The 24,904-nt window shown below is 65.3% G+C and carries 15 protein-coding genes; 11 read left to right on the plus strand and 4 right to left on the minus strand.

Features of this window, described 5'->3' with window-relative positions; all coding sequences use genetic code 11:
- Positions 1-63 precede the first annotated feature (63 nt).
- Positions 64-13,017, minus strand: coding sequence for a non-ribosomal peptide synthetase (locus tag E5221_RS19245; RefSeq protein ID WP_247846267.1), 12,954 nt, complete (start codon positions 13,015-13,017; stop codon positions 64-66).
- A 343-nt stretch (positions 13,018-13,360) separates the two neighbouring features.
- Here E5221_RS19245 and E5221_RS19250 point away from each other — a divergent pair, with 343 nt between their 5' ends.
- Positions 13,361-13,891, plus strand: a complete 531-nt coding sequence (locus E5221_RS19250) for an RNA polymerase factor sigma-70 (protein WP_003259914.1) — start codon at positions 13,361-13,363, stop codon at positions 13,889-13,891.
- Between the two features lie 134 nt (positions 13,892-14,025).
- Here E5221_RS19250 and E5221_RS19255 read toward each other — a convergent pair whose 3' ends face one another.
- Positions 14,026-15,039: a GNAT family N-acetyltransferase gene (locus E5221_RS19255; RefSeq protein WP_247846269.1), complete on the minus strand. Its 1,014-nt coding sequence runs from the start codon at positions 15,037-15,039 to the stop codon at positions 14,026-14,028.
- Between the two features lie 63 nt (positions 15,040-15,102).
- Positions 15,103-15,903 carry a transporter substrate-binding domain-containing protein gene (locus E5221_RS19260; RefSeq protein ID WP_182328629.1) on the minus strand — a complete coding sequence of 267 codons (801 nt, stop codon included), beginning with the start codon at positions 15,901-15,903 and terminating at the stop codon, positions 15,103-15,105.
- Between the two features lie 172 nt (positions 15,904-16,075).
- On the opposite strand from E5221_RS19260, the gene E5221_RS19265 reads away from it, so the two are divergent.
- Both E5221_RS19265 and E5221_RS19270 read left to right on the plus strand, forming a co-directional pair.
- Positions 16,076-16,627: an exonuclease domain-containing protein gene (locus E5221_RS19265; RefSeq protein ID WP_003259919.1), complete on the plus strand. Its 552-nt coding sequence runs from the start codon at positions 16,076-16,078 to the stop codon at positions 16,625-16,627.
- Between the two features lie 73 nt (positions 16,628-16,700).
- Entirely contained in the window at positions 16,701-16,985 is a 285-nt protein-coding gene (locus tag E5221_RS19270) for a pyrimidine/purine nucleoside phosphorylase (RefSeq protein ID WP_003259920.1), read from the plus strand.
- 113 nt (positions 16,986-17,098) lie between these two features.
- Here E5221_RS19270 and E5221_RS19275 read toward each other — a convergent pair whose 3' ends face one another.
- Positions 17,099-17,791 carry an alpha/beta family hydrolase gene (locus E5221_RS19275; RefSeq protein ID WP_085720445.1) on the minus strand — a complete coding sequence of 231 codons (693 nt, stop codon included), beginning with the start codon at positions 17,789-17,791 and terminating at the stop codon, positions 17,099-17,101.
- Between the two features lie 50 nt (positions 17,792-17,841).
- Between E5221_RS19275 and ccoN (E5221_RS19280) the strand changes: the two genes are divergently transcribed.
- The 8 genes from ccoN (E5221_RS19280) to ccoP (E5221_RS19315) all read left to right on the plus strand — a co-directional run bounded on the left by ccoN (E5221_RS19280) (position 17,842) and on the right by ccoP (E5221_RS19315) (position 24,712).
- Positions 17,842-19,266 carry a cytochrome-c oxidase, cbb3-type subunit I gene (gene ccoN / locus E5221_RS19280; protein WP_013973491.1) on the plus strand — a complete coding sequence of 475 codons (1,425 nt, stop codon included), beginning with the start codon at positions 17,842-17,844 and terminating at the stop codon, positions 19,264-19,266.
- A gap of 13 nt (positions 19,267-19,279) precedes the next feature.
- The gene (ccoO, locus tag E5221_RS19285; RefSeq protein ID WP_013973492.1) at positions 19,280-19,888 is read left to right on the plus strand and encodes a cytochrome-c oxidase, cbb3-type subunit II; all 609 of its coding nucleotides are present in this window, start codon (positions 19,280-19,282) and stop codon (positions 19,886-19,888) included.
- A gap of 5 nt (positions 19,889-19,893) precedes the next feature.
- Positions 19,894-20,088: a cbb3-type cytochrome c oxidase subunit 3 gene (locus E5221_RS19290; protein WP_023661030.1), complete on the plus strand. Its 195-nt coding sequence runs from the start codon at positions 19,894-19,896 to the stop codon at positions 20,086-20,088.
- Positions 20,085-21,026, plus strand: a complete 942-nt coding sequence (gene ccoP / locus E5221_RS19295; protein WP_038410020.1) for a cytochrome-c oxidase, cbb3-type subunit III — start codon at positions 20,085-20,087, stop codon at positions 21,024-21,026. The genes E5221_RS19290 and ccoP (E5221_RS19295) overlap by 4 nt, the downstream gene beginning before the upstream one ends.
- Before the next feature lie 461 nt (positions 21,027-21,487).
- Positions 21,488-22,930, plus strand: a complete 1,443-nt coding sequence (ccoN, locus tag E5221_RS19300; protein WP_015271137.1) for a cytochrome-c oxidase, cbb3-type subunit I — start codon at positions 21,488-21,490, stop codon at positions 22,928-22,930.
- Positions 22,930-23,538: a cytochrome-c oxidase, cbb3-type subunit II gene (gene ccoO, locus E5221_RS19305; RefSeq protein WP_013973496.1), complete on the plus strand. Its 609-nt coding sequence runs from the start codon at positions 22,930-22,932 to the stop codon at positions 23,536-23,538. The genes ccoN (E5221_RS19300) and ccoO (E5221_RS19305) overlap by 1 nt, the downstream gene beginning before the upstream one ends.
- A gap of 5 nt (positions 23,539-23,543) precedes the next feature.
- On the plus strand, positions 23,544-23,735 hold the full coding sequence (locus tag E5221_RS19310; RefSeq protein WP_003259925.1) for a CcoQ/FixQ family Cbb3-type cytochrome c oxidase assembly chaperone: 192 nt from the start codon (positions 23,544-23,546) through the stop codon (positions 23,733-23,735).
- Positions 23,732-24,712 carry a cytochrome-c oxidase, cbb3-type subunit III gene (gene ccoP / locus E5221_RS19315; RefSeq protein WP_038410021.1) on the plus strand — a complete coding sequence of 327 codons (981 nt, stop codon included), beginning with the start codon at positions 23,732-23,734 and terminating at the stop codon, positions 24,710-24,712. The genes E5221_RS19310 and ccoP (E5221_RS19315) overlap by 4 nt, the downstream gene beginning before the upstream one ends.
- Positions 24,713-24,904: the final 192 nt, after the last annotated feature.

The raw sequence follows: 24,904 nt of genomic DNA on the forward strand, positions 1-24,904 counted from the left end.
GGCCCCAGCAATTTCAACTTTTGTGCACCAATCCAGGGGCGGTGCAGGCCTCACCTGCTCAGGTCACAACCCCTCCAGCTCGGCCATCAGGTCACTGAGCCGGTCGACCTTGTCGTCATCCAGCACACTGCCCTGCAGCCCCTGCACATACACCGCCAGCTCCTCCACCGTGCTGCACTCGAACATCGCCCGCAGCGGCACGTTCAGTTGCAGCTGCTTCTGCACCCGCGAGGCGATTTGCGTGGCCAGCAGCGAATGCCCGCCCAGCTCGAAGAAGTTGTCGTGCACCCCGACCCGGTCGGCCTTGAGCACATCCGCCCAGATACCGGCCAGTACCTCTTCCAGCTCATTGCGCGGCGCCTGGTAGGCCTGGCTGTGCTGGCCACCGATGTCGATGGCCGGCAAGGCCTTGCGGTCGAGCTTGCCGTTGGCGTTGTGCGGCAGGCTGTCGAACCAGCCCCAGTGCAGTGGCACCATGTACTCCGGCAACTCGGCACGCAAGCGCTGCTTGATCTGTTCCAGCAACGCAGCGTCGGCTGCAACGCCCTGATGCGCCACCAGGTAACCCACCAGGTGCTTGCCATTGACGCCCTCCTGCACGCCAACGGCAGCGTCGCGGATCTCTGGCTGTTCGTGCAGGCGGGCTTCGATTTCGCCCAGTTCGATGCGGTAGCCGCGAATCTTCACCTGATGGTCGATGCGCCCGACATACTCCAGCACCCCGTCCGGGCGCTGCCGCGCCAGGTCTCCGGTGCGGTACAGGCGTTCGCCCGGTGCACCATGAGGATGGGGAATGAACGCCAGCGCTGTGCGCACCGGGTCGCCGACATAGCCACGTCCCACGCCGGTGCCAGCCACGCACAACTCACCTGTCGCACCCAGTGGTACCAGCGTCTGGTCCTCGCCGTACAGATACAGGCGGTTGTTGTCGGTCGGCGTGCCGATCGGCAGGTAGCTGCCACGGGTCGAGGCGGCATCGACGCGGAAGAACGCCACGTCATCGGAGCACTCCGCCGGGCCGTAGGCGTTGACCAGGCCGATCTGCGGGTAGCGCTGCAGCCACTGCGCCGCCAGCTCCGGTGGCATGGCTTCGCCGGTCGGCAGCATCCAGCGCAGGCCATCGAGGGCCTGGTGGTCGTTGGCCAGCATACCCTGGATCAGCGACGGCACGCTCTCCAGCACGCTGATGCCGGTGGCCTGCACATGCGCCAGCAGGCCCTGCGGGTCATGGGCGATGGCATTCGGCACGATCTCCACCCTGGCGCCGAACAGCGGTGCGGCAAGGAACTGCCACACCGAAATGTCGAAGCTCTGCGAGGCCGTCTGGGCGATCACGTCGTGCTCGCCAAGCGCCAGGTACGGCACCTTGCTCAGCTGGTTGTTGAGCATGCCGCGCTGCTCGACCATCACCCCCTTCGGCAGGCCGGTGGAGCCTGAGGTGTAGATCACATAGGCGAGGTTATCCGGCCCGCTGTGAATGCCGGGGTTGTGGCTGGCCACCGGGCTGGCCTGGATGTCTTCCCAGACCAGCAGCTGCGGCCGTGCCGCCAACGCAAGCTGGTCCAGCAACTGCCGCCCTTGCCCGGCACAGGCCGCGCTGCACACCAGCACGGGTGTACGGCTGAGCTGGATGATGCTTTGCAGGCGCGCCGCCGGCAGGCCCGGGTCCAGTGGCAGGTAGCCGGCGCCGGCCTTGAAGCTGCCGACGATCATGCCCAGCAGCGGTAGCCCACGCTCGGCCAGCAGTGCCACCGGCTGGTCCACGTTCACACCCGCCGCGATCAAGGCATGGCCCAGACGGTTGGCCGCCAGGTTCAAGCCGGCGTAGTCGTAGGACGCGTCCAGGCAGCGGGCCACGGTACGTTGCGGATGCGCGGCCACCTGCGCCTCGAACTGCGCGATGTAACTCTGTTCCAACGGATAGGCGCGCGCGGTGCAGTTGCAGTCTTCCAGCAGGAAGCGCTGCTCTTCCGCACCCAGCAACGGCAGTGCGCTCATCTCCCCTTCAAAGCCTTGCACCAGCGCCAGCAGCAGGCGCTTGAACTCGGCCAGCAGGCGCTCGACGGTCGGGTAGTCGAAATAGCGCTGGTCGAACGACAGGTGCAGGCCAAGGTCATCGCCCGGGTAGCACACCGCTGTCAGCGGGAAGTTGGTGTGGGTACGGCCCGAGTCGGAGCTGGCATTCAGGTGCTGGGCGTGGTCGAGCACGGCAGTTTCCACCGGCGCGTTCTCGAACACGAACAGGCTGTCGAACAGCGGCTGGCCCTTGGGCAGTTCGCTGCATTCCTGGATGGCCACCAGCGGCAGGTATTCATACTCGCGCAGCTCCATGTTGTGCTCCAACAGGCCTTGCAACCACTGCCGCACACTGCAGCGCTCACCCGCCACAGGCAATTGCACGCGCAGGGCGACGCTGTTGATGAACAGGCCGACGGTACGCTGCATCTGCGGCATGCTCACCGGGCGCCCGGCCACGGTCACGCCAAAGGCCACGTCGCGGTCGCCACTGTAGCGCGCCAGCACCAGTGCCCAGGCCGCCTGGGCGAAGGTGTTGACGGTGAGCTGGTGGGCCTGGGCCAGTTCGCGCAGGCGCACGCCGTCGCTCACCGCCAGGCGGGTGTAACAGTCGCCGACGATCATGCCGCTACCGGCATGGTCGTGGCGCAGCGGGCGGTCGCTGGGGATCGTGGTGGCGCGTTCGAAGCCGGCCAGGTTGGCCTGCCACCAGGCTCGCGCGTCGTCCAGGCCCTGGCGTTGCAGCCAGCCGATGTAGTCGCGGTAGCGCGGTGGCACCGGCAAGCGGGCCTGGCGCCCCTCGCCGAGGGCCTGGTAGATCTCGAAGAAATCGTTCATCAGCAGCGAGCGGCACCAGGCATCGATGAGGATGTGGTGGTTGCTCATCATGAACCAGTAGCGCTCGTCGGCCACACGCACCAGGCGCAGGTGGAACGGCGCCTCGCTGAGCAGGGCGAAACCAGCCTCGCGTTCCTGCTTGTGCAGGGCCTGCAGGCGCTGCTCCTGGGCGTCGTCGTCGAGGCCACGCCAGTCCTGATAGTCCACCGGCATGTTGCCCGGTTTGTGGATGATCTGCAGCATCGCCTCGCCGGTGTTCCAGCTGAACGATGCGCGTAGCGCCTCGTGGCGTGCCACCACCGCCTGCCACGCCTGGGCGAAGCGTTCGGGGTCGAGCGCGCTGTTGATCCGGTAGCGGTCCTGCATGTAGTAAAGGCCAGTACCCGGCTCCAGCAGGGTGTGCAACAGCATGCCCTCCTGCATCGGCGTCAGCGGGTAAACGTCCTCGATCTGCGCGGCCGGTACCGGCAGCGCGTCGATCTGCGCCTGGGTCAGGTGCGCCAGCGGGAAGTCCGATGGCGTGAAACTGCCGTTGCCATCAGCCAGGCAATGCTCGACCAGCGCCAGCAGCTCCTGACGATAGGCCTCGGCCAGGCAGGCGATGGTCCGCTCGTCGTAGCGTTCGGCACTGAAGGTCCAGCGCAGTTGCAGGGCACCGCCATACACCTGGCCATCGACACTCAGCCAGTTGGGCAGCGGTGCATCGAGGTCGTGGGCCAGGCCGACCGGGGCGTCCAGCGGCTGGAACAGGGCTGTGCTGTCGAACTGCTGGTCGAACTGGCCCAGGTAGTTGAAGGTGATGCGTGCCTGCGGCAGGGCCGCCATCTGCTCACGCACTGCCGTATCGGCCAGGTAGCGCAGCACGCCGTAACCCAGCCCTTTGTGCGGCACCTGGCGCAGCTGCTCCTTGATGCGCTTGATCGAGCCTGCCCGCGCCGCATCGTCCTCGCCTGGCAGCGGGCGCAGGCTCAGCGGGTAGGCGTTGGTGAACCAGCCGACGCTGCGGGTCAGGTCCATGTCTTCGAACAGCCCGTCACGGCCATGGCCCTCAAGCTGTACCAGCACTTCTTCATCGCCGCTCCAGCGGCACAGGGCACGCGCCAGCGCGGTCAGCAGCAGGTCGTTGACCTGGGTGTGATAGGCCGCCGGGGCCTGCTGCAGCAACTGCCGGGTCTGCGCCACATCCAGGCCGATGGCCAGGGTACGGGCGTGGCGGTGCAGGTTGCCGCCCTGCGGGTGATCACATGGCAGTTCACGGCGCACACCACCCAACTGGCCTTGCCACCAGCCCAGCTCGTCGCGCAGCGAATCGCTGCCAGCATAGCTGGCCAGGCGTGCGGCCCAGTCGCCCATGGCGTGGGTCTTGGCCGGCAGCGGCTGGCCACGGTACAGCGCCTGCAGGTCTTCCAGCAGCACGCGCCACGACACGCCATCGACCACCAAGTGATGGATAGCCAGCAACAGGCGCTGGCCGCCCTGGCCGTCATTTACCAGCAAGGCGCGCAACAGTGGGCCCTGTTCCAGGTCGAGGCTGCGTTGCAGGTCGGTGTACAGCGGTTGGCAATCGGCGAAGTCGGCGACCGTGGCTGTCCACAGCAATTGCCCGGTGGCAAGCGAAGCATATTCGGCCTGCCAGCGGCCCTGGGCCTGACTGAAGCGCAGGCGCAGGCTGTCGTGGTGCTGCACCAGGCCGGCCAGGGCTCGCTCCAGTACCCCCTCATCCAGCGGCTTGCGTGGCTCCAGCAGAACAGCCTGGTTCCAGTGCTGCGGCTGTGGCACTTCACTGTCGAAGAACCAGTGCTGGATCGGCGTGAGGCCGGCCTGGCCCTGGCGCAGGCCCTGTTCGATGCTGCTGGCGGCTTCGCTGCGCTGAACGATGGCGGCCAGGGTCTGGATGGTCTGATGCTGGAACAGGTCGCGCGGGGTGAACTGCAAGCCGGCCTGACGGGCCCGGCTGACTACCTGGATCGACAGGATCGAGTCGCCGCCCAGTTCGAAGAAGTTGTCCTGCACGCCGATCCGGGCAATGTTGAGCACGTCGCGCCAGATCTGCGCCAGTTGCGCTTCCACCTCGTTGCCAGGCGCCTGGTACTGCTGGCGTGCCTGTTCCAGGTTCGGCAGCGGCAGCGCACGGCGGTCGAGCTTGCCGTTGCCCATCAGCGGCAGGCTGTCGAGCAGCACCAGGTGCGCCGGCACCATGTAGTCCGGCAAGTGCTTGCGGGCATCGGCTTTCACCGCGTCGCGCAGCATGCCCTGGGCCTCGCTGTCGGCAGCGGCTTGCCCGCACACCAGGTAACCCACCAGTTGCTTGCCACCTGGCAGGTCGAGGGCCAGCACCACAGCTTCGTCGACATCGGCATGCGCCTGCAGGCGGCTTTCGATTTCGCCCAGCTCGATACGGAAACCGCGAATCTTCACCTGCTGGTCGGCGCGGCCGACGTACTCGACCAGGCCATCGCTGCCCAGGCGCACCAGGTCACCGGTGCGATACAGGCGCCCGCCTTCGCTGCCGAACGGGTCGGCGACGAAGCGCTCGGCGCTTAGGCCCGGGCGGTCGTGGTAACCCTGGGCCAGGCCGGCACCGCCGACATACAGCTCGCCAACACCGCCTTGCGGCAACAGGGCAAGGTCTTCGTCGAGGATGTAGGCCGTGCGGCTACCGATGACACGGCCGATCGGCACGCTGCCCAGCTCCGCCGGCAGTGTCTGTGGTGCCAGGCAGGCCAGCGGCATGACCACGGTTTCGGTCGGCCCGTAGGCGTTGAAGAACTGCTGCGGCGCAAAGGCCTGGCGGATGCGCTGCAAGTGTTCGCCGGTCAGCGCCTCACCACCGGTAATGACCAGGCGCACTGGCAACTGCTCGCCCTGCCCGGCCAGGTACTGGGCCAACTGGCTGCCGTAGCTTGGCGTGAAGCCGAGGATGCTCACCTGCTGCTCGCGCACCAGCTGGCAGATGTCTTCGGCACCCCACTGCCCCTGGGCACGCAGCACCACGCGGGCGCCACACAGCAGCGGCACCCACAGGCGTTCGCTGGCGGCGTCGAAATTGATCGAATAGAAGTGCAGCTCGCAGTCATCGCTGCGCATGCCGAACGCGTCGATCACCGCCTGGCAATGCATGGCGAACTCGCCGTGGCTGACCGCCACGCCCTTGGGCTTGCCGGTGGAACCGGAGGTGTAGATCAGGTAGGCCTGGTGCTGCGGCAGGTTGAGGTTGTCCAGCGGCGCATCGCTGTAGGCCGACAGGCTGGCGCTGTCGTCTTCCAGGCTCCAGCGCACCACGCCTTCGGGCAGCTGCCCCAGGGTTTGCAGCAGCGCGCGCTGGCTGAGCAGCAGGCCGATGCGGCTGTCTTCAATCATGTAGCGCAGGCGGTCGAGCGGGTATTCGGGGTCGAGCGGCACATAGGCGCCACCGGCCTTGAGGATGGCCAGCAGGCCGACGACCATTTCCAGCGAACGCTCCAGCGCCAAGCCCACACGCACCTGCGGGCCGACGCCACGCTCGCGCAGGGCGCGGGCCAGGCGGTTGGCCCGCTGGTCGAGTTCGGCATAGGTCATGTGCCGGCCGGCGAAGCTCAACGCGCCAGCGTGTGGCGTACGCGCAGCCTGGGCGGCGAACAGGCCGTGCACGGTCTGGTCGAGAGCGAGACCCTGCTCGCCCTGCAACTCGCCCACCAGCACCTGCTGCTCGGCGCTGCTCAGCATCGGCAGCTCGCACAGGCGCTGTTGCGGGTTGTCGAGCAGGCCCGCCAGCAATTGCTGCCAGTGCTCGGCCATGCGTGCGATGCGTGGTTCGTCGAACAGATCACGGCTATAGGTCAGGCAGCAACCCAGGCGACCGTCGAGGTCGGTCACCTCCAGGTACAGGTCGAACTTGGTGGCGCTGGCGTCGTTGACCAGGTAATCCACCTGCATGCCGGCAAGCTGGCGGCTTTGCTGGAAGGCCCAGCGCTGAACGTTGCACATCACCTGGAACAGCGGGTTGTAGGCGCTGCTGCGCGGTGGTTGCAGGGCTTCCACCAGCTGGTCGAACGGCAGGTCCTGGTGCGACTGGCCTTCGATGGCAACCTGGCGTACCTGCTCCAGCAACTGCGCGGCGCTCATCTGGCCGTCCAGCTCGCAACGCAGCACCTGGGTGTTGAGGAACGCGCCAATCAGCCCTTCGCTTTCCGGGCGGATGCGGTTGGCCACCGGCGCGCCAATGCGCAGGTCACGTTGGCCGCTGTAGCGATGCAGCAAGGCGGCCAGGGTGGCAGTCATGGTCATGAACAGGGTCAGGCCGCGCTGGCTGTTGAAGGCATGCACGCGGGCAACCAGCGCCGGGTCGAGTTCGAAGCGGTACAGCTCGCCACGGTGGCTTTGCACTGCCGGGCGCGGGCGGTCGGCAGGCAACGCCAGCACCGGGTGCTCATCGCCCAGGCGGGCCTGCCAGTAGGCCAGCTGGCGGGCGCCCTCGCCGCTTTCCAGCCATTGCCGTTGCCACACGCTGTAGTCCAGGTACTGCACCGGCAGCGGCGCCAGCGGCGATTCGCGGTCATCGACGAACGCCTCGTACAGCTCGCCCAGTTCGCGGGCAAAGATGTCCATGGCCCAGCCCTCGGTGACGATATGGTGCAGGGTCAGCACGAAGAAATGCTCGCGCTCTTCGGCTTTCACCAGGCAGGCACGCAGCAGCGGGCCGCGCTCCAGGTCGAACGGCTGGTGCGCCTGGTCGTCGGCCAGTTGCTGCAGGTGTTGTTGGCGGGCATCTGCGGGCAAGGCGCTGAAGTCTTGCCAGTCGAGGTGCAGGCTGCTGTCGTCGGCCACGCACTGATACGGCACGCCATCGATGCTGGGGAAGGTGGTGCGCAGGGTTTCGTGGCGCACCACCAGCGCCTGCAACGCTCGCTCGAAAGCATCCACATGCAGGGTGCCGCGCAAGCGCGCCATGCCGCCGACGTTGTACGCCGGGCTGCCCGGCTCCATTTGCCAGAGGAACCACATGCGCTGCTGCGAGTACGACAGCGGCACCGCCTGGCGGCGGTCGACGCGGGTGATTGCGCCTTGCTGGTTGCGCTCACCGGCAGCACGAATACGCGTGATCTCGGCACAGAAGGCGCCCAGCTCGCTGGCGTCGAACAGGGCCTTGAGCGGCAGCTCGACATCGCAAGCCTGACGCGTGCGCGAGACAATTTGAGTGGCCAGCAGCGAATGGCCGCCGAGGGCGAAGAAGTCATCCTGCAAGCCGATGCGCGGCAGGTTCAGCACCTCGCGCCAGATGGCGGCGACCTGCTGCTGCAACTCGGTTTGCGGCTCGACGTGTTGCCGCTGCTGCCACACCGGGGCGGGCAATGCCTTGCGGTCGACCTTGCCGCTGGGGCCTAGTGGCATCTGCGCCAGCGGGATGAGTTGTGCCGGCACCATGTAGGCCGGTAGTTGTTCCGCCAGCACCGTCAGCAATGCATCAGGCTGGGCGCTGCCACTGTAGTAGCCGACCAGTTGCGCGCCTATGGCATCCTTGTGAATCAGCACCAGCGCCTGTTCGACCCCCGGCTGCGCCAGCAGGCAGGCCTGGACTTCCTCGGGTTCGACACGGAAGCCACGCACCTTGACCTGCTGGTCTAGGCGGCCAAGGTATTCCAGCGCCTCGGTCTGCACCTGCCAGCGGGCGCGGTCGCCACTGCGGTACAAGCGCTCGCCATTGCCGTCAGCCTGGGGCACGAAGCGCTCGGCGGTGAGGCCCGGGCGGCCCAGGTAACCACGGGCCAGGCCTGCACCGCCAAGGTACAGCTCGCCCGGCACACCGGGGGCGGTCAGTTCCAGCTCGTCGTCCAGCACACGGCACAGCACATTGCCCAGCGGGCGGCCGATCGGCGAGCGTTCGCCATCGGTGGCCTGGCAGTGCCAGTGGGTGACGTTGATGGCGGTTTCGGTCGGGCCATAGCGGTTGTGCAACTGCACCTGTGGCAGCACCTGCAGCACGCGGTCACGCAGTGCCGCGGACAGCGCTTCGCCACCGGAGAACAGCCGGCGCAGGCTGCCGCAGGCACCCGCCTGCGGCTCCTGGACGAACACCTGCAACAGCGGCGGCACGAAGTGCAGCGTGGTCACGCCATGGGCCTGCACCAACGCGGCGATGCGCTGCGGGTCGCGGTGCTCGCCAGGGCCGGCGAGCACCAGCTTGCAACCGGTCACCAGTGGCCAGAAGCATTCCCACACCGAAACGTCGAAGCTGATCGGCGCCTTCTGCATCAGCACGTCGCTGTCGTCCAGCACATAGCTGGCCTGCATCCATTGCAGGCGCTCGGCCAGTGCCGCGTGGGTATTGCCCACGCCCTTGGGCTGGCCGGTGGAGCCGGAGGTATAGATCACATAGGCCAGGTTGTCGCCATGCAGATGCAACCCGGGGGCATGGCTTGGCCAGCTGTCCAGGTGCAGCTGGTCGAGGGCGATGGCGCTGACGCCGTCCACCTGTGGCAGCTTGCCCAGCAGGCTGCTGTGGCTCAGCAACAGGCCAGCGTTGCAGTCGGCGAGCATGTAGGCCAGGCGCTCGGCCGGGTAATCGACGTCCAGCGGCACATAGGCACCACCGGCCTTGAGAATGGCCAGCAGGCCCACCAGCAGCTGCGGCGAACGCTCGATGGCAATGGCCACGCAAGTGTCTGGGCCCACGCCTTTGTCACGCAGGTAGTGGGCCAGACGGTTGGCTTGCTGGTGCAACTCGACGTAATCCAGGCTGCCACCGTCCCACACCAGGGCGGTGCGCTGCGGGGTCAGGCGTGCCTGTTCATTGAGCTGCTCGACCAGCAGGCGTTGCGGCGGCGCAGCGGGTGCCTCGCCCCAGCTCAGCAGTTGCGCGCGGCCAGGCTCGTCGAGCAGTTGCACCTCGCCCAGCGCCCGCTGCGGCCCGGCACACACCTGCTCGAGCAGGGCCAACAGGTGCTGGGCCAGGCGCTTGACGGTACTGGCATCGAACAATTCGGCGGCATAGTCGAAGGCCAGGCTCAGGCGGCCCTGGTGGTCTTCTTCACTGTGCAGCTGCAAGTCGAACTTGGCTTCGCGACTGTGCCACGGCAGCTCTTCGGCCAGCAGGCCCGGCAGGCGGCGCAGCGCAGACAGGTCACGTTGCTGGTGGTTGAACATGACCTGGAACAGGCCTTGCTCGCGAGCCTCGGGCAGGGCTTCGAGCAGTTGCTCGAACGGCAGGTCCTGGTTGGCCTGGGCATCCAGGGTGGCCTGGCGCACCTGGGCCAGCAACTGGTCGAACGGCAGGCGGCCGTCGAGCTGCGCACGCAGCACCTGGGTGTTGATGAAGAAGCCGACCATGCCTTGGGTTTCCAGGCGCGGGCGGTTGGCGTTGGGCACGCCGACACGAATATCGGCCTGGCCACTGTAGCGGTGCAACAGCGCCTGCCAGCCGGCCAGCAGTACCATGAACAGGCTGGCCTGCTGTTCGCGGGCCAGGCCCTTGAGCGCTTCAGTGAGCCTGGCCGGCACCTTGAGGTTGAAGCGAGCGGCGCGGTGGTCGCGCTGGCTGGTGCGCGGGTGGTCGGTACACAGGTCGAGCACCGGCAGTTCATCCCCCAGGCGCTCCTTCCAGTGCTGCAGTTGGCGCTCGGCTTCGCCTGCGGCCAGCCACTGTCGCTGCCAGCTTCCGTAGTCGGCATAACCCAGGGTCAGCGGTGCCAGGTTGGCCTCGAGGCCCTGGCAGTGGGCGGCGTACAGTTTGGCGAATTCGTCGAGCAGGATGTTCAGCGACCAGCCGTCGGCGACGATATGGTGCAGGGTCACCCACAGTTGATGGTGCTCATCGTCCAGGCGCGCCAGGGTCACCCGCAGCAACGGCCCCCGGGTCAGGTCAAACGGCTGGCGAGCTTCGGTTTCACGTTGGGCGGCGACCTGTTCGGCGGCCTGGCCTTCGAGGTCCAGGCGGCGAAGGTCGAACGGCTGCTGCGCCTGGATGCGCTGCAGGGCCTGGCCGTTCTCTTCGGCAAACAGGGTGCGCAGCGATTCATGGCGCGCCACCAGCGCCTGGAAGGCTGTTTCCAGGGCGTTTTCGTCCAGCTCACCGCGCAACTGCAGGCCGGCCGGAATGTTGTAGGCCGCCGATTGCGGGTCCAACTGCCACAGCAACCACAGGCGGTTTTGCGCCAGCGACTGGGGCAGCGCCTGGGTGCGTTCCAGTGTAGCGATGGCACCGACCCGGCCACCGCCTTCGGCGATGATCGCGGCCACGGCCTTGGCGTAGTCAGCCAGTATCGGCGCTTCGAACAGGGTGCGCAGGCCCAGCTCAATGCCCAGTTCATCGGCCAGGCGTGCGGTGGCGTGGGTGGCGGCGATGGAGTTGCCGCCCAGCAGCAGGAAGTGGTCGTCTGCCGCCACCGCCTCGACCTTGAGGATGTCGCGCCACACATCGGCGATGCGCGCCTGCAGTTCATTGCCGGCGGCATCCGTGGCAACGGGCTCGCCCACCTCAGGGAAGCGGGCATAGCAGTCCAGACTGCCATCGTCCATGCGCACGCGGCAGGCCGAACGCTGCAGCTTGCCGCTGGAGGTCTTGGGCAGCGCCCCCGGGTTCAGCAGCAGGACCACGGCCGGGGCCTGGCGGCAGGCGTCGGCAATCACCTGGCGCAGGGTCTTGATCAGCTCCTGGGGCTTGATCGCCTTCTGCACGTTGCGGCTGATTTCCACCGCCACGCCAATACCCTCCTCGCCTTGCTGCTCGACGGCGAACACTGCCACCCGGCCTTTGCGCAGCACCTCCACTTCGCGCTCGAGGGTCTTTTCCAGGTCCTGCGGGTACAGGTTCTGCCCGCGCACGATCAGCATGTCCTTCAGGCGACCGGTGACGAACACTTCCCCTTCGCGCATGAAGCCCAGGTCGCCGGTACGCAGCCAGGTCTGGCCGCCCATCTCGACGAAGGTGCGGGCGCTGGCCTCGGGGTTGCGCCAGTAGCCCAGGGCGATGCTCGGGCCGGCGGCCCAGATCTCGCCCACCTGGTTGTCGCCCAGCACCTGCAGGCGTTGTGGTTCGACAATGCGCACGGCATGCCCGGGCTGCGGGTAGCCACAGCTCATCAGCACACTGCCCTTGCCTGGCTCCGCACGGTTGGCGGCGAAGGCTCCGGCGTCCAGCTCCAGCGCGGCGATGCCCTGGCCACGGCGACTACCGCTGACGAACAGGGTCGCCTCGGCCAGGCCGTAGCTGGCGAAGAAGCTCTGCGGGTCGAAGCCGCAGGCCTGGAACTTGTCGGCAAAGGCCGCCAGGCTGTCCTGGCGGATCGGCTCGGAGCCAGAATAGGCCACCCGCCAGCGGCTGAGGTCGAGCCCCGCCAGGGAGGCCTCGCTGACCCGCTCGCTGCACAACCGGTAGGCAAAGTCGGGGCCGCCGCTGATGGTGCCGCCGTATTCGCTGATGGCCTGCAACCAGCGCAGCGGCCGGGCCAGGAAGTAGCCCGGCGACATCAGCACACAGGGCACGCCGCTGAAGATCGGCTGCAGCAGGCCGCCGATCAGGCCCATGTCGTGGTACAGCGGCAGCCAGCTGACGATCACATCGTCGGGGTGGAGGTCGATGCCAAAGCCTTGGCGGATCAGTTGTTCGTTGGCCACCAGGTTGCCATGGCTGACCTGCACGCCCTTGGGCAGTGCTGTGGAGCCGGAGGTGTATTGCAGGAAGGCGATGTCATCACCCTTGAGCACGGGCTCGCGCCAGTTTGCAGCCAGTGCCGGGTCCAGGCCATCCACCGCCAACAGTTCGGGGGCGTTGGCCGCTGTCAGGGCTTCCAGGCCCTGCAGGCTGTCGTGCAGGGCCGCGACGGTCAGCAGCAGGCGCGGCTCGGCGTCGTCGATGATCGACAGCAAGCGCTGCTGGTGGTGCTGGCGCGCGGACTCCGGCGGGTAGGCCGGCACCGCAATCACACCGGCATACAGGCAGCCGAAGAATGCCGCCACATAGTCTGGCCCGCTGGGGAACAACAGCACTGCGCGGTCGCCGAAACCGGCCCGGCTTTGCAAGGCAGCAGCGATGGTGCGTGCGCGCTGGTCGAGGTCCCGGTAGCTGAGCACGGCCTGCTCGCCGGGAGCGTCGGCCAGAAAGCGCAAGGCGACTTTGTCCGGGGTCTGCACGGCGCGCTGCGCCAGGGCCTGGACCAGCGAGAGCGGGAGTTCGAAGGCGTCCGTCATGGGGTGTTCCTGCCAGTGTCTGGTTGGGTCGGGCCGGCTGCTGCGCGAACGTGGGCGCAGCGGCATGTGGCGGCCTGAGGTGTACACAGGGGGACGGATGGGCGGGGGGAGAAATTAGCGGTGGTGAGGCTTTGGGGGCACGTGAGGGTTGCCAGGTGTTTGCCTTGAGAAATGTTGCGCCTGGCATGCACCCAGCCATCTCTGCGCTTTAGAACTGAAACCACATGAAACCAATTACATTTCGCATTTGACAATCATTATCATTCTGAATAGCTTGTCGCCCGTCGTAGGAAGCTTCCCAAATTTGGGTGCGTCCTTTCCCCTCTGTGACAAGGTGATTTCCATGGCGGAACAACTATCCACAAGTAAGTGCGATTCACCATTACTGCAGGCCTTCGTCGACAACCGCAGCATTCTGGTCAAGATCGCTGCCCGCATCACCGGCTGCCGATCGCGCGCCGAAGATGTGGTGCAGGACGCCTTCTTCCGGCTCAGCGCCGCCCCGCAGATCACATCGTCGTTCAAGGCGCAGCTGAGCTACCTGTTCCAGATCGTGCGCAACCTGGCCATCGACCACTACCGCAAGCAGGCCATGGAGCTGAAATACTCCGGCAGCGAGGAGGAAGGCCTGAACGTGGTCGTGCAAAATACCTCCCCCGAAGCCACCCACATCAACCTTGCCGCGCTGGATGACATTGCCGAGGCGCTGAACGAACTGCCCCAGCGCACCCGCTATGCCTTCGAGATGTACCGCCTGCATGGCGTGCCGCAGAAGGACATTGCCAAGGAGCTGGGAGTGTCGCCGACGCTGGTCAACTTCATGATCCGCGATGCGCTGGTGCATTGCCGCAAGACGGCCAGTCGGCAGGCCTGAACCTTCAAGGTTGCTGAGGGCACGTGTGGGAGCGGGTTTACCCGCGAACACCGGCATAGCCGGTGCCATGCACCATGTCGCATTCTTCGCGGGTAAACCCGCTCCCACAGGGCCGCACAGCGGCCCCCTGGCACTCAAGCCAATTTACACTTATCGAAGAACCGTTCCCGCCCCAGAATCATCAACGCCGCACGCTTGTGCGGGAAGTCGAACTCCTTGTCGCAATGGAAGCACTGGTCGTGCATGTAGCCGATCATCTTGCCGTTGTCGGCACGCGGCTCGGCCACCACCCGCTGGGTGCGCGGGTCATCCAGGAACAGGTAGTGCACCAGCGCCGATAGCCAGCTGGCCACCTTGTGCGGCCCGCGGTGGCTCTCCTCCCCCACCAGCATGTGGATGCCACGGTCGTAGTCATCGGCCGGGTAGAACGGCGCAATGCGATCCTCCTTGGCCCAGTACGCCTCGAAGTAGGCAAACGGCTGGTCATCGAAGCAACCGATCAGCGTCAGGGCATGCGGGTCGGCCTCGAGCTTGCCCAGGTATTCGCGATGCTGCGCAAGGGTGCCACCCTCCTGCCAGAACGTCTCCACCCGCGGGTTGTTCTGCCAGCGGTTGAAGCGCTCCAGGTCATGCTCGATCTCCAAGGTACGCAGCGATACCCAACTGCCCAGGCGCGTATCGAAGCGCCGGTACACCTCGCCACGAGGCTTGGGCGCGCGGCGGGGGTGGCGCTTGCCGTTGCTGATCTGCATCTGCTGTGGGTAGGCCACGCTGGCCGACTCGCCCAGCCACGGCTGTGGCAGCTGCCAGAACAGCGCCCGCTCGCACAGGTATTGACCAGGCTGGTCGCCGGCCAGCAGCAGGCCACTGGTCAATGCCTGAGGCAACGGCTCGGGCAGGTGCCAGGCAAGACACTGGCAGGCCGCATCGCGGGCCAGCAGCCAATAACAGGCGGCCCACAAGGCCACATAGGGGCGCTCGGGGCACAGCCGCTCGAGGTGGACATGCAAAGTAGCACCTATCTCCAGGCGCAACTGGATCAACGCGCGGCCTTCGAGGGACAGGCTCAGCCAGCTGTCACCCTCCTCGGCACTGAGGCTGCGCCAGCGTGGCGCTGACTGGGGCTGTGATGCGGCATCGAACGGCATGGGCTTGACTCGCGGCAATGAAGAAAAGGCTCACTGCTGAGAACGTTGCCGCATCACGGGAATTTAGTCGCGCGGGGCCGCCACCGTGATGCGGTATGGCTCGAAGATACGCGCCAGCTCACCACTGTCGCGCAGGGCACGCAGCAGCGCCGCGAACGATTGTTCACCGATGGGTGCCCCCGGGCGTAGCAAGGCGTAGTGATGATAGACCTGGTCAATGCGCTGCGAGGGCATCAACTGCTCCCGACTGGCCGGGTTGCGCGCCAGGAAATCGCTGAGGTAGGAACGCGTGACCAAGGCGATGTCGGCGCGGCCGGCCTGCACCATCAGCAGGTTGCTGTCATGGGAATACGTCAGGGTCGCGTTGTAGGCGTTGCGCAGGTAGTCGGGGTCGGAGTTGAAGCCGGCGAACGCATAGTGGTAGCCGTTGAACAGCGCCAGGCGCTTGCCGCGCAGGTCGTCGAAGTAATGCGGGTCACGGCCACTGGCCTTGCGGGCGACGAACACCTCGGCATCTTCCAGGCCCATGTCCACGCTCTGGTGGGCAATCTGCTGCCAGCCCCATGCCGGGTTCTCGAAAATGGCCATGTCGGTGCGGCCTTGCTGGAGGTCACCAAAACGCCGCTGGATGGAGGTGGGCACCACGACGAAGTGGTAGCGCTGCTGCGCGCGATTGAGCGCGTCGACCAACTGCCGCAGCAGGCCGCTGTCGGCGCCCTGCTCCGGGCGTACCGTGTACGGAGGGAAATGCGCAGCGCCAATCTTTACCTCGACGGCATCGGCAGCCCATGCCGGCGCCGCCAGCCAGAACACGGCTAGCAGCATCAGGGAAGACAGGGCCTTCAGGCCGGTCGCTGGAGTCAAGACGGACACTCATCACGGTTCATGCCAGGGTCCGCCTAAGCTAGGCGTTTTCCGGGCCGGACACAACTGCCGGTTAGTGGCACTTTGCGCCAAAGCTGCGGGCAAACTGCCAGGGGATGCCGGATGCCCGGAGTTTCGCTACGCTCTAGCAGGATCTGCAAGGGAGCCTGGTATGGGCCACTGGTTGGTGATCGACCTGGAAGCCACCACCGACGATGGTGGGTGGCCGGTCACAGAGATGGAAGTCATTGAAATCGGCGCAAGCCTGGTTACCCGCGATGGCCGCGAGGTCGACCACTTCCAGCGCTTCGTGAAGCCTCGCCGACGGCCGCAGCTGACCCCGTTCTGCCGTGAGCTGACCCACATCAGCCAGGCCAGCGTGGACAGTGCGGCGTCGTTCCGCGAGGTATGGGCAAGCTTCGAGCGCTGGCTCGGGCACCACCGCGGGCAGCTTCAGGCCTGGGTCAGCTGGGGCGACTACGACCGCCAGCAGTTGCACCAGGAGTGGCAGCAGCATGGGCTGGACAGCCTGCTGCGGACCCTGCCGCACATCAACCTCAAGCAACGCTTCGCCAAGGCCCGCCACCTGCAGCGCCCCGCTGGGCTGAATGGTGCACTGCAGCTGGCCGGCATGCACTTTTGCGGGCAGCAGCACCGGGCCCTGGAAGATGCGCGCAATACCGCGCGGCTGCTGCCGTTGAGCCTGCCGGCAGACGCTACCTGAAAGCAGATGACGGGGCCGGTGGGCTTGGGCATACTGGCCAGCCCTTTTTCATCCCCCCTTTCAGGAGTCGCCCATGTTCCAGGTCAACGAGTACTTCAACGGCACCGTCAAGTCGATCGCATTCGCGGGCGAAGAAGGCCCGGCCACTGTCGGTGTGATGGCCCCGGGCGAATACGAGTTCGGCACTGCCAAGCGCGAAATCATGCACGTGGTTTCGGGTGCGCTGACCGTGAAGCTGCCAGGTAGCGACAACTGGGAAACCTTCAAGGCGGGCGACAAGTTCAACGTGCCGGCTGACAGCAAGTTCCAGCTGCAGGTGAAGGTGGATACCGCTTACCTGTGCGAGTACCGCGACTAAGCGTCAGCCTGGTCCGGCCTCTTCGCGTGTAAACCCGCTCCCACAGGTCCACTACAAGCTTGCGGGCCTGTGCAGTACCTGTGGGAGCGGGCAAGCCCGCGAAGAATCCAGCACTATTGCGACAGGAATGCCGCAACCTTCTCAGCCGCCGCCTGCAAGTGCTGCTCATGACTGAACCCCGAGGCCTTCAGCGGCTTCAGGTCATGGTCCCCCGCCACCAGCCAGCTCACCTCGATCGCCGGCGATAACGCATACCCTGCCACCGCCTCGCGGTTACCCAGTGCATCCCGCTCGCCCTGCACGATCAACGTCGGCGTCTTCAATTCGGCCAGGTGCTCGACCCGTGGCTTTTCCGGTTTGCCCACCGCATAAAATGGATAGCCCAGGCACACCAGTGCATCCGCTTCCAGTTCATCGGCCAGCAGGCTGGCCATGCGCCCGCCCATGGACTTGCCACCCACCGCCAGCTTGCCCGCGACCAAAGGTCGCACCTGCCGGTACACCTCGCGCCAGCATTCCAGCAACACCTTCTGCGGGTTCGGCGGCCGCTTGCCGCCGGCAACCCTGCGCTCGGCCATGTACGGGAACTCGAAGCGCACTACCGCTACCCCAAGCGCCGCAAGCCTTTGCGCCATTTCGTCCATGAACCCGCTGTCCATCGGCGCACCTGCGCCATGGGCCAGGATCAGGCAGCCCTTGTAGCCGTCCTTGCCCCGAGCATGCGGGGGATCGCAGCGCAAGCCTGGGACATTTCCGACCTTCGCCCATTGATCCCCGTCAATACCGGCACTTTGCCCATTAATCATGCTTGCCTCGCTGTAAAGCCTGCCAAATAACCGTGGATGGGAACCCATACATGAACACAACCAGCAGTACCGCCTATAACTACAAGGTGGTCCGCCAATTCGCCATCATGACGGTGGTGTGGGGAATCGTCGGGATGGGGCTCGGCGTCTTCATCGCCGCCCAGCTCGCCTGGCCCTCCCTCAACTTCGACCTCCCCTGGACCAGCTTCGGCCGCCTGCGCCCCCTGCATACCAATGCGGTGATCTTCGCCTTCGGCGGCTGCGCGCTGTTCGCCACCTCCTATTATTCGGTGCAACGCACCTGCCAGACCACCCTGTTCGCACCAGGCCTGGCCGCGTTCACCTTCTGGGGCTGGCAACTGGTGATCCTGCTGGCGGCCATCAGCCTGCCGCTGGGTTACACCAGCTCCAAGGAATACGCCGAACTGGAATGGCCGATCGACATCCTGATCACCATCGTCTGGGTGAGCTACGCCATCGTGTTCTTCGGCACGCTGATGAAGCGCAACACCAAGCACATCTACGTCGGTAACTGGTTCTTCGGCGGCTTCATCCTCACCGTGGCGATGCTGCACGTCGTCAACAACCTGGAACTGCCGGTCAGCCTGACCAAGTCCTACTCGGTCTATGCCGGTGCCACCGATGCCATGGTGCAGTGGTGGTATGGCCACAACGCCGTGGGCTTCTTCCTGACCGCGGGCTTCCTGGGGATGATGTACTACTACGTGCCCAAGCAGGCCGAACGCCCGGTGTATTCCTATCGCCTGTCGATCGTGCACTTCTGGGCGCTGATCACCCTGTACATCTGGGCCGGCCCGCACCACCTGCACTACACCGCCCTGCCCGACTGGGCGCAGTCGCTGGGCATGGTGATGTCGCTGATCCTGCTGGCACCAAGCTGGGGCGGCATGATCAACGGCATGATGACCCTGTCCGGCGCCTGGCACAAACTGCGCAGTGACCCGATCCTGCGTTTCCTGGTGGTGTCGCTGGCGTTCTACGGCATGTCCACCTTCGAAGGCCCGATGATGGCCATCAAGACGGTCAACGCCCTGTCCCACTACACCGACTGGACCATCGGCCACGTGCACGCCGGCGCCCTCGGCTGGGTGGCGATGATCTCGATCGGCGCGCTGTACCACACCATCCCGAAAGTGTTCGGCAAGGAGCGCATGTACAGCATCGGCCTGATCAACGCGCACTTCTGGCTGGCCACCATCGGCACCGTGCTGTACATCGCCTCGATGTGGGTCAACGGCATCGCCCAGGGCCTGATGTGGCGCGCGGTCAACAGCGACGGCACGCTCACCTACTCGTTCGTGGAAACCCTGGTGGCCAGCCACCCAGGCTTCATCGTGCGCTTCGTCGGCGGTGCGATCTTCCTCAGCGGCATGTTCCTGATGGCCTGGAACACCTGGCGCACCGTGCGTTCGCCGGCGCTCGATGTCGCCCCTGCGAACGCCCAGCTGGCTTGAGGAGACCTGCCTGATGAAACATGAAGTCATCGAGAAAAACGTCGGCCTGCTGGCCCTGCTGATGGTGTTCGCCGTCAGCATCGGCGGCCTGACCCAGATCGTCCCGTTGTTCTTCCAGGACGTCACCAACAAGCCGGTGGAAGGCATGAAGCCCTACACCGCGCTGCAGCTGGAAGGCCGCGATATCTACATCCGCGAAGGCTGCGTGGGCTGCCATTCGCAGATGATCCGCCCGTTCCGCGCCGAAACCGAGCGCTATGGCCACTACTCGGTGGCTGGTGAAAGCGTGTGGGACCATCCGTTCCTGTGGGGCTCCAAGCGCACCGGGCCGGACCTGGCCCGGGTCGGTGGCCGCTACTCGGACGACTGGCACCGTGCGCACCTGTACAACCCGCGCAACGTGGTACCGGAGTCGAAGATGCCGTCGTATCCATGGCTGGTCGCCCAGCAGGTCGACAACAGCCATACCGACACCAAGATGCGCACCCTGCGCACCCTGGGCGTGCCGTACACCGACGATGACATCGCCGGGGCCCGCGACGCGGTCAAGGGCAAGACCGAAATGGATGCCCTGGTCGCCTACCTGCAGGTGCTAGGCACCGCGATCAAGAACAAGAGGTGAATGCGATGGGAATGGACATCGGCATGATCCGCGGCCTGGGCACACTGGTGGTGATGATCGCCTTCATCGGCCTCACCCTGTGGGTATTCAACCGCCGCCGCGACCGTGATTTCGCCGAAGCGCGCCTGCTGCCCTTCGTCGACGACCGCCTGCCCTCTGCCGGACAGGAACCTGCTGCAAAAAGGAGTAACGGGCAATGACCACCTTCTGGAGTACGTACATCTGCGTACTGACCATCGGTAGCCTGATTGGCCTGACCTGGCTGCTGCTCGCCACCCGCAAGGGCCAGAGCAACAACACCACCGACCAGACCATGGGCCACAGCTTCGACGGCATCGAGGAATACGACAACCCGCTGCCCAAGTGGTGGTTCTGGCTGTTCGTCGGCACCCTGGTGTTCTCGGTCGGCTACCTGATCCTCTACCCGGGCCTGGGCAACTGGAAGGGCATCCTGCCGGGCTATGAAAATGGCTGGACTGGCGCCAACGAATGGCAGAAGGAAATGGAGAAGGCTGACGCAAGATTCGGCCCGATCTTTGCCAAGTACGCCGCCATGCCCGTGGAAGAAGTGGCCAAGGACCCGCAGGCACTGAAGATGGGCAGCCGCCTGTTCGCCTCCAACTGCTCGGTTTGCCATGGCTCGGATGCCAAGGGTGCCTATGGTTTCCCCAACCTCACCGACAAGGATTGGCGCTGGGGCGGCGAAGCGGAAACCATCAAGGCGTCGATCATGAACGGTCGTCACGGCGTGATGCCGGCCTGGGCCGAAGTGATCGGCGAGCAGGGCGTGGCGGATGTGGCCGCGTTCGTGCTCACCAACCTCGATGGCCGCAGCCTGCCGGAAGGGGTCAAGGCTGACGCCGCCAAGGGCAAGGAGATCTTTGCCGGCAACTGCGTGGCCTGCCACGGACCTGAAGGCAAAGGCACCCCGGCCATGGGCGCACCAGACCTGACTCACCCGCAGGCGTTCATCTACGGATCGAGCTTTGCCCAGCTGCAGCAGACCATTCGCTATGGTCGCCAGGGTCAGATGCCGGCGCAGGCGGAGATCCAGGGCAACGACAAGGTGCACCTGCTGGCGGCGTATGTGTATAGCCTGTCGCAGGATGGTGCTGCTGAAACCGTGACTGCCAAGTAATACCGCCCAAGGGCCGCTTTGCGGCCCACTCGCAGCACAAGGCTGCTCCTACAAGGGTACCGCGCAAGATTAAGCCACCCTGTAGGAGCAGCCTTGTGCTGCGAACGGGCTGCAAAGCAGCCCCTCTCCTCGCTCTACCCCTCCTTGCACCCCCTCCGAACACAACTAAGCTTGTTGCCTCAGTGGGCCTCGCTCCGAAAGGACCGAAGCAGACGCGGCGCGTAGCCTGTCGCCGTCCCGATAAAAAGCTTGACCGATCGATCAGAAAAAGTCGAAAAACGGTACACATTACAAATATTTATTTGTGTACAATCGTCCAGACCCGATCGCTGCGGGACATCAGTGAACGGGCTCGGGCACGGGTCGGCGTACCAAAGTTGCGTTGCGGTAACCCCGGTGGTTATCAATACTGGCGCCGATTTTTCGACCAACAAGAACATCAAAACCGTGGAACCTTAGCAATGAGCACAGCAATCAGTCCGACTGCTTATAACTATAAGGTCGTCCGCCAGTTCGCCATCATGACGGTGGTCTGGGGGATCCTTGGCATGGGCCTCGGCGTCTTCATCGCCTCGCAGCTGGTATGGCCGCAACTGAACCTGGACCTGCCCTGGACCAGCTTCGGCCGCCTGCGCCCGCTGCATACCAACCTGGTGATCTTCGCCTTCGGGGGCTGTGCGCTGTTCGGCACCAGCTACTACGTGGTGCAGCGCACCTGCCAGACCCGGCTGATCTCCGACAGCATGGCCGCCTTCACCTTCTGGGGTTGGCAGGCGGTGATCGTCGGGGCGCTGATCACCCTGCCGATGGGCTACACCACCACCAAGGAGTACGCCGAGCTCGAGTGGCCGCTGGCGATCCTGCTGGCCATCGTCTGGGTCACCTACGGGTTGGTGTTCTTCGGCACCATCGTCAAGCGCAAGACCAAGCACATCTATGTCGGCAACTGGTTCTACGGCGCCTTCATCGTGGTTACCGCGATGCTGCACATCGTCAACCACATCTCGCTGCCGGTAAGCCTGTTCAAGTCGTACTCGGCCTACTCCGGCGCCACCGACGCGATGATCCAGTGGTGGTACGGCCACAACGCCGTGGGCTTCTTCCTCACCACCGGCTTCCTGGGGATGATGTACTACTTCGTACCGAAGCAGGCCGAACGCCCGATCTACTCGTATCGCCTGTCTATCGTGCACTTCTGGGCACTGATCACCCTGTACATCTGGGCCGGTCCGCACCACCTGCACTACACCGCCCTGCCTGACTGGGCGCAGTCGCTGGGCATGGTGATGTCGATCATCCTGCTGGCGCCAAGCTGGGGCGGCATGATCAACGGCATGATGACCCTGTCCGGTGCCTGGCACAAACTGCGCACCGACCCGATCCTGCGCTTCCTGGTGGTGTCGCTGGCGTTCTACGGCATGTCCACCTTCGAAGGCCCGATGATGGCCATCAAGACCGTGAACTCGCTGTCGCACTACACCGACTGGACCATCGGCCACGTCCACGCCGGCGCCCTCGGCTGGGTAGCGATGATCTCGATCGGCGCCGTGTACCACATGATCCCGCGCCTGTATGGCCGCGAGCAGATGCACAGCGTCGGCCTGATCAACGCGCACTTCTGGCTGGCTACCATCGGTACCGTGCTGTACATCGCCTCGATGTGGGTAAACGGCATCACCCAGGGCCTGATGTGGCGCGCCATCAACGATGACGGCACCCTCACCTACTCCTTCGTCGAAGCCCTGCAGGCCAGCCACCCTGGCTATATCGTCCGCGCCCTGGGCGGTGCGTTCTTCGCCACCGGCATGCTGCTGATGGCCTACAACGTGTTCCGTACCGTACGTGCCGCCAACCCGGCACAGGCTGAGGAAGCCGCCAAGATCGTCGTCGTGGGAGCGCACTGATGAAGCATGAAGCCGTCGAGAAGAACATAGGCCTGCTGGCCTTCTTCATGGTCATCGCCGTGAGCGTCGGTGGCCTGACCCAGATCGTCCCGCTGTTTTTCCAGGACGTCACCAACAAACCCGTGGAAGGCATGAAGCCGCGCACCGCACTGGAGCTTGAAGGCCGCGATATCTATATCCGCGAAGGCTGCGTGGGCTGCCACTCGCAGATGATCCGCCCGTTCCGTGCCGAAACCGAGCGCTACGGCCATTACTCGGTGGCCGGCGAGAGCGTATGGGACCACCCGTTCCTGTGGGGCTCCAAGCGTACCGGGCCGGACCTGGCGCGGGTCGGTGGCCGCTACTCCGATGACTGGCACCGTGCGCACCTGTACAACCCGCGCAACGTGGTACCGGAATCGAAGATGCCGTCGTACCCGTGGCTGGTCGAGCACAAGCTCGACGGCAAGGACACCGCGAAGAAGATGGAAGTGCTGCGCACCCTCGGCGTGCCATACACCGACGCCGACATCGCCGGGGCCCGCGACGCGGTCAAGGGCAAGACCGAAATGGACGCCATCGTCGCGTACCTGCAGGGTCTTGGCACCATCATCAAGAGCAAACGGTGACGCTGATGGATATCGGGATGATTCGCGGCCTGGGCACCGTCGTGGTGATGGTGGCCTTCGTGGGCCTGGCGCTGTGGGTGTTCAACCCACGGCGCAAGAAGGACTTCGACGAAGCGACCCAACTGCCCTTCGCGGATGACCCCGAAGCCAGCCGGCACGTCGAGCAAGCAAAAGCTTCTGGGAGCAAAAAACAATGACAACCTTCTGGAGTCTGTACGTTACCGTCCTGACCCTGGGCACCATCTTCTCGTTGACCTGGCTGCTGCTGTCGACCCGCAAGGGCCAGCGCGAAGAGGTCACCGACGAAACCGTCGGGCATGCCTTCGATGGCATCGAGGAGTACGACAACCCGCTGCCGAAATGGTGGTTCTGGCTGTTCGTCGGCACCATCATCTTCGCCCTCGGCTACCTGGTGCTGTACCCGGGCCTGGGCAACTGGAAAGGCGTCCTGCCAGGCTACTCATACCTGGATAACGACAAGCAGACCGAGTTTTCCAACGGCCAGCCGGGCTGGACCGGCGTGCACGAGTGGGAAAAGGAAATGGCCAAGGCCGACGCCCGCTTCGGGCCGATCTTCGCCAAGTTCGCCGCCATGCCCATCACCGAGGTGGCCAAGGACCCGCAGGCCCTGAAGATGGGCGCGCGGCTGTTCGCCTCCAACTGCTCGGTATGCCACGGCTCCGACGCCAAGGGTGCCTATGGTTTCCCCAATCTTACCGACAACGACTGGCGCTGGGGCGGCGAGCCGGACACCATCAAGGCAACCATCATGGGCGGCCGCCACGGCGTGATGCCGGCCTGGGCCGAAGTGATCGGCGAGCAGGGCGTGGCCGACGTGGCTGCGTTCGTGGTCAGCAAGCTCGATGGCCGCACCCTGCCAGAGGGCGTGAAAGCCGATGCCGAAAACGGTCAGAAGATCTTCGCCGCCAACTGCGTGGCCTGCCACGGGCCCGAGGGCAAGGGCACGCCAGCCATGGGCGCGCCGAACCTGACCCATCCGCAGGCGTTCATCTACGGCTCGAGCTTTGCCCAGTTGCAACAGACCATCCGCTACGGTCGCCAGGGGCAGATGCCGGCCCAGGAGCAGCTGCAAGGGAATGACAAGGTGCACTTGCTGGCGGCTTATGTGTACAGCCTGTCGCACCAGGACCAGGCACCGGCCAAAGCCGAGTAAGCAGGCCAGGCCTCTTCGCGGGTAAACCCGCTCCCACAGGTACTGCGCTCGCGTCAGGATCTGTGCGATCCCTGTGGGAGCGGGTTCACCCGCGAAGAGGCCGGTACTGAAAACACATTTGTTGCAGGCCCCATGACCTGGATCAATTGACACCTGCCATAACACGATTCATACCACGAACCCAACGCGACT

Source organism: Pseudomonas sp. A2 (assembly GCF_023100865.1).
GTDB classification, from domain to species: Bacteria; Pseudomonadota; Gammaproteobacteria; order Pseudomonadales; family Pseudomonadaceae; genus Aquipseudomonas; species Aquipseudomonas asiatica.